Source organism: Mesorhizobium sp. YIM 152430, from assembly GCF_029210365.1.
In the GTDB taxonomy this organism is placed as follows: domain Bacteria; phylum Pseudomonadota; class Alphaproteobacteria; order Rhizobiales; family Rhizobiaceae; genus Aliihoeflea.
This window is the reverse complement of the sequence record NZ_JARGES010000018.1, coordinates 67,901-80,310: the sequence shown is the minus strand read 5'-3', so window position 1 is coordinate 80,310 and position 12,410 is coordinate 67,901. Positions and strand designations below refer to the sequence as shown.

Below are 12,410 nucleotides of genomic sequence, written 5' to 3'. Positions count from 1 at the left end.
GCATCACTCTTGCACGCAGGCGGACAAAATTCACGCGGAATTTTTGACCTTTTGGATAACAGGATGAACGGCGTCGCCCGCCGTCCGGCCGCAAGCCGACGACGACCGGCTCAACCTGCCGCCGCGGACGCGCCCGCGTCGACCTGACAGGCGACGCCGGTGCCCTTGAGCCCGCAATAGCCGTAGGGGTTCTTGGCCAGATATTGCTGGTGGTCTTCCTCGGCATAATAAAACACGGGCGCGGCCATGATCTCGGTCGTCACGCGGCCAAGCCCCCTGGCCTTCAAAGCCCGCTCGTAATCGGCCTTCGACGCTTCGGCGGCCTGCAGCTGCGCGTCCGTCGTGGTGTAGATCGTCGAGCGATAGGTGGTGCCGACATCGTTGCCCTGGCGCATTCCCTGCGTCGGGTCGTGGCTTTCCCAGAAGATGCGCAGCAATTGCGCGAAGGAGACTTTCGCCGGATCGTAGATGACCTTGACCACCTCGGCATGGCCGGTCAGCCCGGTGCAGGTCTCCTGATAGGTCGGATTGGGCGTGATGCCGCCGGCATAGCCGACAGCCGTCAGCCAAACGCCCGGCGTCTGCCAGAACAGGCGCTCGGCGCCCCAGAAGCAGCCCATGCCGAAATAGACGGTCTCGAACCCGTCCGGCGCTTCGGATTTCTGCGCGATGCCGGAAACATAGTGGTTGGCCGCGGTCGGGATCGCCTCTGTGCGGCCGGGCAGCGCTTCGCGCGCGCTTGGCAGTTTCAGCTTCTTGTTCAAGACATCGCCCAAAAAGAACATTCCATCCTCCTTCGATCGGCGATCTGCTCACTCACTCTTCGAGCGGCGTTTCGCTCAGGCGTGCAGCGCGTTGCGCGGATCGCGGCGGCGCCGATAGCCCATGGCGTAGAATATGAGGGCGAGGCCGGTGAAAACCAAGATGGCGGGCGCCGACAGTATCGCGACCGTGATCGACATCCAGGGATCGGCTAATGCGCCGGCCGGAGCGACACCCGCCAGAATGGCCTCCAGTTCGAGCCCGGCCGACCGGGCCGCATCGACGAGCGGCGTCGCGACGGGTGCGTTCGCCGCGATCGACCGCGCAGCGTCGATGACGGCCACGATCACGGCGAGCGCCAGGAACAACGAGGCGACGAGACGAAACAGAAAACCCATGCGCCATCCTCTATCATGCATGACGGGACCGACGAAGCGGCCACACTTGCAGCTAGTCCAAGCCGCTCCCCGGCGCAATGCCGCGGACGGCGTTTCCCGTTGCCGGACGGATGCGCAAACGAAATGGGCGCTTCGTCCTCTTTCCCGGCGCGAAGGACTTCACAAGCCGGCTGCAATCGACTAGATCAGCGCCGTGCCGCCGCCATTGCGCCGAGCGGCACGCCGGAGAGGTGGCCGAGTGGTCGAAGGCGCACGCCTGGAAAGTGTGTAGGCGGGAAACCGTCTCGAGGGTTCGAATCCCTCTCTCTCCGCCATTTTCTGACGATTCTGCGATGTATGGCGTCTACCGGATTGGTGAAGATGCCGATCTCCGCTCTAAAGGCGCCTTGCCCCGCTGGACCGTCCAGACGTGACCGGACAATCGGCATGGCCGGTAAGGCATGGGCATTCGCCCTTGAGTAGATGGTCGCATCGCGCCGTTTGTCGCAAGGCGGTCAAGCGGTCGACCGTGGGAGCCGAGGTCACGCGCCAAGGCCGCGTTTCTGGAAGCCATTTCGGCACACCGAGGAGCCCCGAAAAATCGCTCCGAACACGGCCACCCTGGCAGGCTTGAAGCCTCCTCCCGTCCTGTTTAAAGGCGGACGCCGGTGGTGCGATACGCGTCCGATGCCGCCACTTCATACGTGTTGCTCAAGACGAAGTACGCGCCGTAAGCGACGATCACCGCCGTGGCAATTGCTGCCAGAAACACTCTCATTTCGATCCTCCACACCCATATTGCGCCCAAGGATCGCAGATTTCCCATATGCCGACAAGAATTTGCGATCAGGTCCGTCCCTCCAGATGCCTGAGGACGGACGTCGCAAGCTCCTGATATTTGAGTCCGAGTTCACTGTCCGGCGAGAGCGCGGTGATCGGCCGTCCGAGATCGGAAGCGGTCCGCAATTCGATCGTCAGCGGGATCGCGCCCAGAAAGGGCACGCCGAGCCGCCCGGCCGCCGCCGCCGTACCGCCGCTGCCGAATATGTCGTGGCCCGCACCACAATCCGGGCAGACGAAATGCGCCATGTTCTCGATCAATCCGATGATCGGCACGTCGACCTTGCGGAACATCGCGATGCCCCGGCGCGCGTCGATCAATGCCAGATCCTGAGGCGTGGAGACGATCACAGCGCCAGCCAGCGGCACGCCCTGCGCGATCGCCAGTTGCGCATCGCCCGTGCCCGGCGGCATGTCGACCATGAGAACGTCGAGCGTGCCCCAGTCGACCTCGGCCAGCATCTGCGTGATGGCCGACATCACCATCGGCCCCCGCCAGACCATCGCGGTTTCCTCGTCGACCAGAAAGCCGATCGACATGGCCGCGAGACCATGGGCCTGCAAAGGCTTCAGGCGCCGGTCCGGCCCCACTTGCGGACTTCCGCGCAGCCCCAGAAGCGTCGGCAACGAAGGACCGTAGATATCGGCGTCCAGGATGCCGACCTTCAGACCCAGCGCACGCAGCCCCAGCGCGATATTGATCGCCGTGGTGGACTTGCCGACCCCCCCCTTGCCCGAGGCGACCGCCACGACATGCGCGACATCCGGCAACAGCGGCGCCTTTCCGGCGGCTTTCGGCTCGGGCTTCGGGGCCGGACGGGGAGCGGTCGCAGCAGCATCGCGCTCCGCGGTCAGCACAACGAGCACCTGCGTCGCCCCGGCAAGAGAGCGTATCGCTGTTTCGGCGGCGGAACGGATCGTGGCGAAAGTCTCGGCCTCCTCCGGCGCTATCGTGATGGCAAAGCTGATCCTGCCTCCGGGCTCCACCGTGATGCCGGTGAGGCGGGAGGAACCGGCGAGCGTGCCATTTTCAGGAAGGGCAATGTCGGACAACGCCTGGCGGACGGCGTCAGCAGTTATGCCATGATCGGTATCAGCCATTTCGTCCGATGTTCATGATGGTCAGAAGAAAAAGGTCCGGCGCACGATCGGCGCACCGGACCGCGACGGCCGCGCAGAGAAGGCGGCGACCGGCGATCGCCGCTGTCGGATCATTCGGCCGGAGCTATGGCTTCGTCGCTCTTCGCCGGCGAAACCGCCGCGGACTTGACCTCCCTTGCCCATAGCGAATGGTGCTGCTCCGCCCAGTTCTCGTCGACCTCGCCCTTGCCCATGGCGTCGAAGGCGCCTTCCATACCGAGCGTGCCGATATAGATATGTCCCAGGATAACCGCCGAGAGCAAGCCGGCAACGACCGCATGGACGACCTGGTAGAACTGCCAGTCCGCCCCGGTTCCCGCGAGATGCGGGAACAGCAGCATCACACCCGTATAGGACATTGCGGCGCCGCCCAGCACCACGCACCAGAAGACGATCTTCTGACCCGCATTGAATTTCTTTGCCGGCGGATGCACGCCCTTCTTCATAAAACCGCCGCCCTGCTTGATCCATTCGAGATCGATCCTGCCTGGAATGTTGTGCACGATCCACAGGACGAAAACGATCGCCAGAGAAATCATGAACGGCCACGCCAGATAATTGTGCGCGATCTTGCCCCAGGAAGACAGCGTGCCGAAGGCGTTCTCGCCGACGATCGGGAGAATGACGGCGCGCCCGATCACGAGATTGAGGCCGGTCAGCGCCAGCACGATGAATGTGCTTGCAAGCATCCAGTGGGCGAGTCGTTCGAACCATCCGAAGCGAAGGATGGAGCGCCCTGAAAATCCGCCCTCCAGAGCTATCCTGCCGCGTATGAAATAGAACAGCGCCAACCCGATCAGCGCCACCACGAGAATTCCCACGGCGAACGTCTGGAGCGTGCCCTGACTGAGGTCTGCCCAGCCCTTGTTGTCGGGCTTTATGAGTTCGCCGGCCTGTCTGTCCGGAATGGAAACGCGGCCCGACACGTTCTCGCCGGTTTGCAGTGCCCGCAGCAGTTCATCCTCCTGCACCGAGGAAGCGGTGGGTGTCACCTGCTGCGCCATTGTTTCGGGCATGGCCGAAAACAGCAGTGCAACAGCGGCGAACAGCGCAACCATCGCGGCTGCAAACGCCCTTGACGTCATCGGTCGATCCTCCCTGCCCGGCTCATGCCTGAATCGTTTCGCCATAGGCCGTACGCCAGCCCCAGGCGCCCGAACCGTAGCCGCGTGTCACCACCCGCTCGCGATATATGTCGGCGATGATGTCGCCATCACCGGCCAGAAGCGCCTTGGTCGAGCACATCTCGGCGCAAAGCGGCAGCTTGCCCTCGGCGAGGCGATTGGTGCCGTACTGGATGTACTCGGCCTGCGTCATGTCGGCTTCGGGACCGCCCGAGCAATAGGTGCATTTGTCCATCTTGCCGCGCGTGCCGAAATTGCTGACCCGTGGATATTGCGGTGCTCCGAACGGACATGCGTAAAAGCAGTAGCCGCATCCGATGCAGGTTTCCTTGGAGTGCAGCACCACGCCGTCGTCCGTCGTGTAGAAGCAGTTTACCGGGCAGACCGCGGCGCAGGGCGCGTCGGTGCAGTGCATACACGCCATGGAGACCGAACGTTCTCCCGGCAGGCCGTCATTGATGGTGACGACCCGTCGGCGGTTGATGCCCCAGGGAACTTCATGCTCGTTCTTGCAGGCCGTCACGCAGGCGTTGCACTCGATGCAGCGGTCCGCGTCACAAAGGAACTTCATCCGTGCCATATTCCGTCCTCCCTCACGCGGCCGCGATCTGGCAAAGCGTGGCCTTGCCTTCATGCATACCTGTCACTGGATCATAGCCGTAAGTGGTTATGACGTTCACGGACTCGCCCAGAACGATCGGGTCGGTCCCTTCGGGATATTTGCCCCGCTGGTCTTCGCCCTGGAACCAGCCGGCGAAGTGGAAGGGCATGAACGCCACGCCTGCCGCGACACGCTCGGTTACCAGCGCCTTCACCCGGGCCCTGCTGCCTCCCTCGGGGCCGGTCACCCAGACCCAGCCACCGTCGACGATGCCGCGAGCCGACGCATCCGCCGGATTGATCTCGACGAACATGTCCTGCTGCAACTCCGCCAGCCACGGGTTGGAACGGGTTTCTTCACCGCCGCCCTCATATTCGACCAGCCGCCCCGAGGTAAGGAGAATCGGAAACTGCTGCGCCAGCCCCTGCTCCACGGCCGCCTGCTGAATCGTATGGCCAGCATTCAGCACGCGGAACTGCATCGCGTCCGGCAGGGTCGGGTAGTCGGCCACCAGATCGGGGCGAGGCGTATAGATGGGCTCGCGATGCACCGGAACCGGGTCGGGCAGGTTCCAGGCGATGGCACGAGCCTTGCCGTTGCCGAAAGGCACGCAGCCATGTTCGATCGCCACACGCTGGATGCCGCCGGAAAGATCGATCGACCAGCTTACCGCATCGATCGCCTCGGGGTCGCCGCCGCCGATCCGTTCGATGGTGGCGAGTTCTTCCGGCGTCAGATCCGCGTCCCAGCCGAGCCGTTTCAGCACCGCCATCGTGAACTCGGGGTAGCCGTCCTGGATTTCCGAATCCACCGGCCAGCTTCCCTCCGCAAGCAGCGTCTCCCCCTCCCGCTCCAGTCCGAAGCGGGGCCGGAATGCGCCGCCGCCGTCCTTGACGGGAATATTCGGGTTGTAAAGGATATGCGTCCCCGGATAGCGCATTTCTGGCGTGCCCCAGCATGGCCAGGGCAGGCCGTAATAGTCGCCGCCGACCTCCGGATCGTCAGCCGGCGCGCGCAGCGTGACCAGATCGAACTTGTCCTGGTTGGCCATATGCGCCTTGAGGCGTTCCGGGCTCTGGCCGGTGTAGCCGGTGGACCAGCCGCCCCGGTTGATCTCGCGCAGGATCGACTCGGGGGTCGGTTCCATCGAGAACTTGCCCTGAACCATCTCGTAGTTCTTGAACATCTCCTCGCTGAAGCCAAGCTTGTCGGCCAGGCGATACACCACGGCATAGTCGTTGTCGGATTCGAAGATCGGCTCGACGATCTTCTCGCCCCATTGTAGCGAGCGGTTCGAAGCGGTGCGTGAACCTGCGCATTCGAGCTGGGTCGAGATCGGCAGCAGATAGGTGTTGTCGGGCCGGTCATGCAGCGCGGCGAAGGTGGTGGGATGCGGATCGGCCACGACCAGCAGGTCAAGCGCATTCATCCCTTTCTGGGCATCCGCCATACGGGGCACCGTGTTGCCGCCGTGGCCGAAAATGATCATCGCCTTGATGTTGTCGCGTTGGTCGATTTCCTCAGCATCGTACATGGTCGCGTCGAACCAGCGTGTGGAGGGGATGCCGGGGATTGCCATGTTCTCCTCAGCCGTGCGCGCGTTGCGCCCGCCCTTTGCCGGCACCGCGTCGAAGCGGCTCACGAAATATTCGTAAGGCACGTCCCAGACGCGGGACCAGTGCCGCCAGGCCCCGGCAGCCAGTCCGTAGTAACAGGGCAGATTGCCGATATCGAGGCCGAAATCCGTCGCGCCCTGCACGTTGCAGTGGCCGCGGAAGATGTTGGCTCCCCCGCCGCTCAGTCCGACATTGCCGGTGGCCAGCAGCAGGTCGCAGAAGGCGCGGACATTGGCGGTGCCGACCGTGTGCTGCGTGGCGCCCATGCACCAGATGAAGGTCGCGGGACGCTGGGTGGCGAAAGTCTCGGCCACACGGCGCATCTGCTCCTCGGAAATGCCGGTGACGCGCTCCACTTCGTCCGGGGTCCATTTGGCAACCTCGGCCCTGACCGCGTCCATCCCGTAGACCCGCTGCGAGATGAACTCCGCATCCTCCCAGCCGTTCTCGAAGATGTGCCACATCAGGCCCCAGATGATGGCGATGTCGGTGCCCGAGCGCATCCGCACATATTCGGTCGCGTGCGCGGCCGTGCGCGTGAAACGCGGATCGATCACGAAGACGTTCGCGCGCTGTTGCTCCTTGCCCGAAAGGACGTGCTGCATCGATACCGGATGCGCCTCGGCCGCGTTCGAGCCCATGAAGATCACGGTCTTGGAGTTGCGGATGTCGTTGTAGCTGTTGGTTTGCGCGCCGTAGCCCCAGGTATTCGCCACACCCGCGACCGTGGTCGAATGGCAGATGCGCGCTTGGTGGTCGACATTGTTCGTGCCCCAGAAGGCCGCGAACTTGCGGAACAGATAGGCGCCCTCGTTGGAGAACTTGGCCGAGCCGAGAAGATAGACCGAATCCGCGCCGCTGTTATCGCGGATTTCGAGCATCTTGTCGCCGATCTCGTCGATCGCCTGATCCCAGGAGATGCGGACCCACTGGCCGTTTTCTTTCTTCATCGGATATTTCAGCCGACGGTCGCCATGCACGATCTCGCGGATCGCCGCGCCCTTGGCGCAATGCGTGCCGCGGTTGATGGGGCTCGCCCAGGTCGGCTCCTGCCCGACCCAGACGCCGTTCTGGACCTCGGCCGTCACCGTGCATCCCACCGAGCAGTGGGTGCAGATGTTCTTCCTGATCTCGATCGGCTGCGAGGCATTGACGAAGCCGGCCTCCGCCTTGCGCGCCATTCCGACGCCAAACGTGCTCACCGCAGCGAGGCCGCCGACCGCCAGGCCCGAATTTCGAAGGAAACTGCGGCGATCGATCGTCTTGGCGCCGAGGCCCGCTGCCGCGGACGCGAGGCGGCCATGCGCCGCCTGTGCCGTTCTGCGCTTGACCAGCATGGCTCTACTCCCCCTTCTTGTAGTAACGGTTCGTGCGGTAGAAGGCTTGGACGTGCTCGGTCTCCTGATACCGGGCGCGCTTGCGTTCGTCGGTCGTTTCCCTGGCCTCGGCAGGTCGTGCTCCGCCCACCGCCACAACCGCCGCCGCCGAAGCTCCGCCGATCATCGTGCCGAAAAAGCCGCGTCGTCCAATGCGACGTGCATCATCGCTGTTTGCCATGTCTTCCTCCCGTTTGCCTGGACCGCATGGCCCCGACGCTTGCGCGTCAACCCGTCCGACCTGCGCGCCGCTCCCCTGCACTCCCCAGAGCGAACGCTCGCGCCTCGATATCCATGAAGACCCGCCCGATCTCGGCCAGCGGTCGGTAGAAGTCCGCGCTGGGGGCGATGGCAAGGTCATCGAAGAACTGCGCCGCCCAGGGCGCCAGATGCCGCTGATAGAACAGATGTTCGTTGAGGTCGCCGTCATCGAAGCGCCCGACCGCGAGCCCCGACATCACGTCGAACAGAAACGCGATGTGATCCTCCGGCTCGTGCCGGTCCTCCACCCGCACGACGCCAAGCACCGCCAGGTCGCCGCGCAGATCGGCCAGCGGACGCTCGTTCAGGAACCCCGTGAGATAAAAGGAGGCGTAGGGCAGCAGTTCTCCCCGGCCAACGCCGATGAAGAGATCGAAATATTCGCGTTCTATTGCGGCAGGAGAGGTGTTCGCAGCCTTGCGTGCGAGGTGCCCGTAGGCTTGGCCCAGAGGGGTCTCGTCCCCCTCCATTTCTGATACTTTCGCAATCAAATCGGCCGATGGCGCCGCGCCCAGCATTCGCGCAAGAAAACCATATTGCTGACTGCGAAGGATATCGTCCTCGCTGCGAAATGGCTCTTTTGCGATCGAATTGGCTTCTGGCATCCGTTTACCTGGCTATCCGGCGGGGTAACAGCGCAAAGCTACGCTTTTAGTAAGTGTATACCGAAAACGCCTCCTGCGGAAAGCGGCAAAACACTGTGTTTTTTCCGCGTGATCTCAAATTCTCGGCATCGGGGCCCATGGGGGTCTTTATTCGGGCGTCGCCCCGCCGTGCCGCCTTCTTGTGGCGGGCACGGCATTTTCCTGGCCGCGATCGACGATATCGGACCGTCCGATCGCGAACTCCTTCCGATCGGCAGACGATTCGCCCCGTTCTGCCGGTTGCCGCAGCGGATTGGCCGGCGCGGCCATAACCTCGACCTCGGGCTCCGGCTCGGTGGATTCGGGTTGCTGCTCCTGTAGCAGCGCAGCTTCGGCCTCCGCCTCTTTCGTAGCAGGTGCGCTGAAAAGGGTATGGACGAGCTTCGCCACGCTCTCGGCGCTGACCGCTCCGCCGCTGCCGGGCACACCGCCAGGGGTGTTCCAGTCCCACGCGTAGTCCACGGCGAAATCCTTGTGGTTTCGGATGCGCGGATCGAGCAACCACATCTTGCGCAGCGCCGCGTTTTTCATGGCACGCGGCACGCCGCGTTGCAGGAATGGCGTGATGTTCGTGTCGAGGGTCATTTCGTCCAGCGAGGGAAGCGCGTTCAGAACCTCTTCGTCCGGCAGGTCCTCCTCACCTGCCGGCTCCTCGGGCGCGGCCAGCACCTCAACCGGCTCGTCTGTTTGGCCTTCCTTGCCGGCGTCCTCGTCCGCCGCCCGTTTTTTCCGCGACCAGCGCTCGAGAAATCCGCTCATCGGCGGCCCCACTTGTCTTCCTCGCGAAGGATACGCGGCGCGCGGGCGGAGAATGCCGCATTGGGATCGACCGGCTGGCGCTTGCGCTTGCGGAAGACTTCCTCGACGTGATGCGCTGCGATGAAGGCCTCGATCGGCGCGCGCAGCAGATCGGGCATCGGCACGGCCTCGACGACCAGCGCCGGATCGTCGGCAAGGCCGCCGCCCTCATAGGGGTCGGCGGTGACGAGACGCACACGCACGGTCGCGGGTTTGTCCGCGCCGCTCAGCGCGACCCATACCGAGGGCCGCTGGCTGGTCAGGTTGTCGCGGTGGTGCCCGGTGTCGCCCGAATAGAGCGTCAGGTCGTGAGCGCCCAGATACCAGGTTTCGACACCGTCCTCCTCGCCCAGAAACGTGCCGGGCGCAGTCTCCGGCACCAGCGCCAGCACGCCGAAAGGATGCAACATGCGCGTCGCCCAACGGCTTGCGGGCGGATGCGAGCGGGCAAGCACGCCGACCTTGAAGGTTTCCACAGGCATGGCGTCATCCTAGTGCAGTTGGGCGGGCTGCGCCAGCGGCAGCCCTCCGACGAGGTTCTGCGGCTTGAGCCGGATCGTCATGTCCGCTCCCATGCCCATCAGCAAGAAGACCTGGTGTCCCGCCACCTGCGGCAGCATCACGGAGGGATCTGCAAAGTCGAGCGCGAACAGTCCGACCAGCGTCTCCCGAGGCTCGTCGCCACGCCAGAGCGCGTTGCCGAAGGCGGTCCCGACCTGGTCGAGGCCGACGAACCAGCGCAGGTCGACCCCCTCGGCCGAGGCAAGCGGCCGCACGCTGACATCGTGGCCCAGCAGATGCGTCACAAACGCGGCGATTGCGAATGCCAGCCCCTCCCTTGCCTTGGCGTCACCCCCGAAATTGATCGCCATGACATGCGCGTCCGACCGGCTCCAGTAGGTCCAGGCGTTGTCGTCCCTTAGAATGTCGAGTTCCCCCGGCCCGCCGGCAAACATCGCCGTCAGGGGTGAACTGTGCTGCTCGGCCTCCATCTCCGCGATGAGTTCCTCGTCGGCGAGGATCAGCGCGCCGTCGCTGACATGGCCGCGCTGCGGCCGGAAGAACAATTCGGCCGCGCGCAGGACGTAGACATCCGCGCAGCCGTCGAGCGCATTGCGCAAGATGAGTTGGACAAGCTGGTCGTAGAACACCAGCGGCAGTTTCTCCCCCGCACGCACCAGCGCCAGATAGGCGCCCTCGACCGTGCCCGCCCCGACCAGCGCGTCGCGCAGGCGAATGAGGAACGTCCAGTTCTCCCGCGCGTCCGGGTCCGCCATGGCGGCGATGTCGGCTGGAGCGACAGGCGCGCGGGGAGCGGCCATCAGCCGGGCATGGAGACCGCGCTCGGCCGGGCAGGCGTCGTCCGGCGGCAGCACCTCGGGCCGCGCCAGCCAGGCCAGCAGCAATTCGTCCGTCACCGCCATCCAGCCGGCTGCCGTCAACCGGGTCAGGTGGTGGCCGCTGGCGACCCAATATTCCCTCATCCGCTCCTGCCTCCACGCAATGCCAGAAGGTCCACCGCGTGACCGTCCTCCGCATCCTCGCTTTCGACGATGAAGAACGCCTTGTCGTGACCTTGCAGATAACCGGCGGAGAACGCAGTCTCGTCGCGGGGCTTGAGCGTTCGGAAACGCTCGCGGATCGCCCCGCCTTCCTCGCGTGCGCGATGAAGCGCGATCAGCGTGTTGACCGCGTGGCCCCGACACAGTTCCGCAGCATAGGCGATTTCCTCCTCGGCCGCCGGCCAGGCGATCCGCTCGTCCGGAGCGCCGAGCTTGTCCACGAGTTGCCGCGCAAGCTGCGCCGTCGCCGCATCCCGTTCCGCCGCCGACGCCTTCTGGACGGCAACAAGGGTCGAGTAGCCAAAGCTGTCGATGCCCAGAAAGCCGCTCCGGAAGGCGACCTGCTCCTTGCGGCCGAGGCTTTCGGGGTCGCGATCGGCAAAAAGGAAGGTTCCCGTCACGGCCCATTCGCCCGGTTCGGCCGCATGGGCGAAAACCACCGTGTCGGAAGGGTCGAGCCGAATGGTCCGCGGCAGCATGATCACAGGCGCGGCCTTCCTGCAACCGGGTCGCGCCACGTCGATAGCGTCAGCCCCTCGATCAGGCCGGAGCGCCGCTCGCCGAAGGAAGACGACCGCTCCACAAGTTCGCAGTCCGGCCCGATCACCCGCGATCCTTCGGCGAGCGGCGGATCGAGCCGCTCGAGATAGCGGCTCGTCACGGCCTGCCGTTCCTGATGCGCCCAGCGGTCGAAATTGAGCATCAGATAGGCGGCGAAGCTTTCCACGATCGTCGGCGGGCTGGCAAACTCCTCCTCCTTCAGCGAGGTGCTGTCGGGAAAGGCTCCCGGCGCGTGGAGGTGATCCCGGTCGGCAATCAGTTCCGCGGCGTACACCATCCATTGCGGCGTTTCGTCCTCCGCGCAGCCTTCGGGAACCGCGAAACGCCCGCCGCCAAGCCGCGCGCGGTCGTAAAGCAGGATGTCGGGCCAACCGAACCGGACCGCCCGCTCGGGCGGACAATGAGCAACCAGCGCCTCCGCCAGCGCCACCATCCCGGCAAGGAATGCGAGCCGCGCCTCCGCGAGTTTCTGCTCGGGCTCAAGCACCACCGCAAATGCCAGAAGGCCGCCACCGGAGCGCCAGAGCAGCGTGCCCGCGCCCTCCTCCGGCGCTCGACGAATCGCTTCTGCCAAGACGTCGCCATCCTCGATCCGATGCTGGGAATAGGGCGGAGGCAGGGTAAGCAAGGACTTATCAAGCATTATTGACACAAGTGACAAAGCCTTCTCGGGCGGTTAGGTTCGCGGTCCACACTATCGCGCCAGCGTCGGGCTTCAAGCCCCACACCCGTTTCGAGGACGCAAGCC

General features: G+C 64.6%; 14 protein-coding genes and 1 tRNA gene. 1 reads left to right on the top strand and 14 read right to left on the bottom strand.

Annotated features, from left to right (window positions below):
- Nucleotides 1-110: 110 nt before the first annotated feature.
- Together msrA and PZ895_RS02905 are read right to left on the bottom strand one after the other, a co-directional pair.
- Nucleotides 111-785: a peptide-methionine (S)-S-oxide reductase MsrA gene (gene msrA, locus PZ895_RS02910; RefSeq protein ID WP_275837529.1), complete on the bottom strand. Its 675-nt coding sequence runs from the start codon at nucleotides 783-785 to the stop codon at nucleotides 111-113.
- Between the two features lie 54 nt (nucleotides 786-839).
- Complete coding sequence (locus tag PZ895_RS02905) at nucleotides 840-1,160, bottom strand: hypothetical protein (RefSeq protein ID WP_275837528.1); 321 nt, start codon at nucleotides 1,158-1,160, stop codon at nucleotides 840-842.
- 224 nt (nucleotides 1,161-1,384) lie between these two features.
- Here PZ895_RS02905 and PZ895_RS02900 point away from each other — a divergent pair.
- Nucleotides 1,385-1,474: transfer RNA gene (locus tag PZ895_RS02900), tRNA-Ser, on the top strand.
- Nucleotides 1,475-1,791: 317 nt separating this feature from the next.
- On the opposite strand, the gene PZ895_RS02895 is transcribed toward PZ895_RS02900, so the two are convergent.
- The 12 genes from PZ895_RS02895 to PZ895_RS02840 form a co-directional block, all read right to left on the bottom strand.
- Complete coding sequence (locus tag PZ895_RS02895; protein ID WP_275837527.1) at nucleotides 1,792-1,917, bottom strand: hypothetical protein; 126 nt, start codon at nucleotides 1,915-1,917, stop codon at nucleotides 1,792-1,794.
- A 68-nt stretch (nucleotides 1,918-1,985) separates the two neighbouring features.
- Nucleotides 1,986-3,080: an Mrp/NBP35 family ATP-binding protein gene (locus PZ895_RS02890; RefSeq protein WP_275837526.1), complete on the bottom strand. Its 1,095-nt coding sequence runs from the start codon at nucleotides 3,078-3,080 to the stop codon at nucleotides 1,986-1,988.
- A gap of 110 nt (nucleotides 3,081-3,190) precedes the next feature.
- Nucleotides 3,191-4,204 (bottom strand): formate dehydrogenase subunit gamma, encoded by a 1,014-nt coding sequence (locus PZ895_RS02885; RefSeq protein WP_275837525.1) that lies wholly within the window; start codon nucleotides 4,202-4,204, stop codon nucleotides 3,191-3,193.
- 22 nt (nucleotides 4,205-4,226) lie between these two features.
- Nucleotides 4,227-4,823 (bottom strand): formate dehydrogenase FDH3 subunit beta, encoded by a 597-nt coding sequence (gene fdh3B / locus PZ895_RS02880; RefSeq protein WP_275837524.1) that lies wholly within the window; start codon nucleotides 4,821-4,823, stop codon nucleotides 4,227-4,229.
- Between the two features lie 13 nt (nucleotides 4,824-4,836).
- Complete coding sequence (locus PZ895_RS02875) at nucleotides 4,837-7,797, bottom strand: formate dehydrogenase subunit alpha (protein ID WP_275837523.1); 2,961 nt, start codon at nucleotides 7,795-7,797, stop codon at nucleotides 4,837-4,839.
- Nucleotides 7,798-7,801: 4 nt separating this feature from the next.
- Complete coding sequence (locus PZ895_RS02870) at nucleotides 7,802-8,017, bottom strand: formate dehydrogenase (protein WP_275837522.1); 216 nt, start codon at nucleotides 8,015-8,017, stop codon at nucleotides 7,802-7,804.
- A gap of 46 nt (nucleotides 8,018-8,063) precedes the next feature.
- Nucleotides 8,064-8,702 carry a molecular chaperone TorD family protein gene (locus PZ895_RS02865; protein WP_275837521.1) on the bottom strand — a complete coding sequence of 213 codons (639 nt, stop codon included), beginning with the start codon at nucleotides 8,700-8,702 and terminating at the stop codon, nucleotides 8,064-8,066.
- A 147-nt stretch (nucleotides 8,703-8,849) separates the two neighbouring features.
- Nucleotides 8,850-9,500 carry a DUF3306 domain-containing protein gene (locus PZ895_RS02860; protein ID WP_275837520.1) on the bottom strand — a complete coding sequence of 217 codons (651 nt, stop codon included), beginning with the start codon at nucleotides 9,498-9,500 and terminating at the stop codon, nucleotides 8,850-8,852.
- On the bottom strand, nucleotides 9,497-10,021 hold the full coding sequence (locus PZ895_RS02855; protein WP_275837519.1) for a DUF3305 domain-containing protein: 525 nt from the start codon (nucleotides 10,019-10,021) through the stop codon (nucleotides 9,497-9,499). The genes PZ895_RS02860 and PZ895_RS02855 overlap by 4 nt, the downstream gene beginning before the upstream one ends.
- Before the next feature lie 9 nt (nucleotides 10,022-10,030).
- A complete protein-coding gene (locus PZ895_RS02850) occupies nucleotides 10,031-11,023 on the bottom strand; it encodes a DUF6352 family protein (protein WP_275837518.1) in 993 nt (330 codons plus the stop codon).
- Nucleotides 11,020-11,580, bottom strand: coding sequence for a DUF6505 family protein (locus tag PZ895_RS02845; RefSeq protein ID WP_275837931.1), 561 nt, complete (start codon nucleotides 11,578-11,580; stop codon nucleotides 11,020-11,022). Before PZ895_RS02845 ends, PZ895_RS02850 begins: the two co-directional genes overlap by 4 nt.
- A 2-nt stretch (nucleotides 11,581-11,582) precedes the next feature.
- Nucleotides 11,583-12,305, bottom strand: coding sequence for a biotin/lipoate--protein ligase family protein (locus PZ895_RS02840; RefSeq protein WP_275837517.1), 723 nt, complete (start codon nucleotides 12,303-12,305; stop codon nucleotides 11,583-11,585).
- Nucleotides 12,306-12,410: the final 105 nt, after the last annotated feature.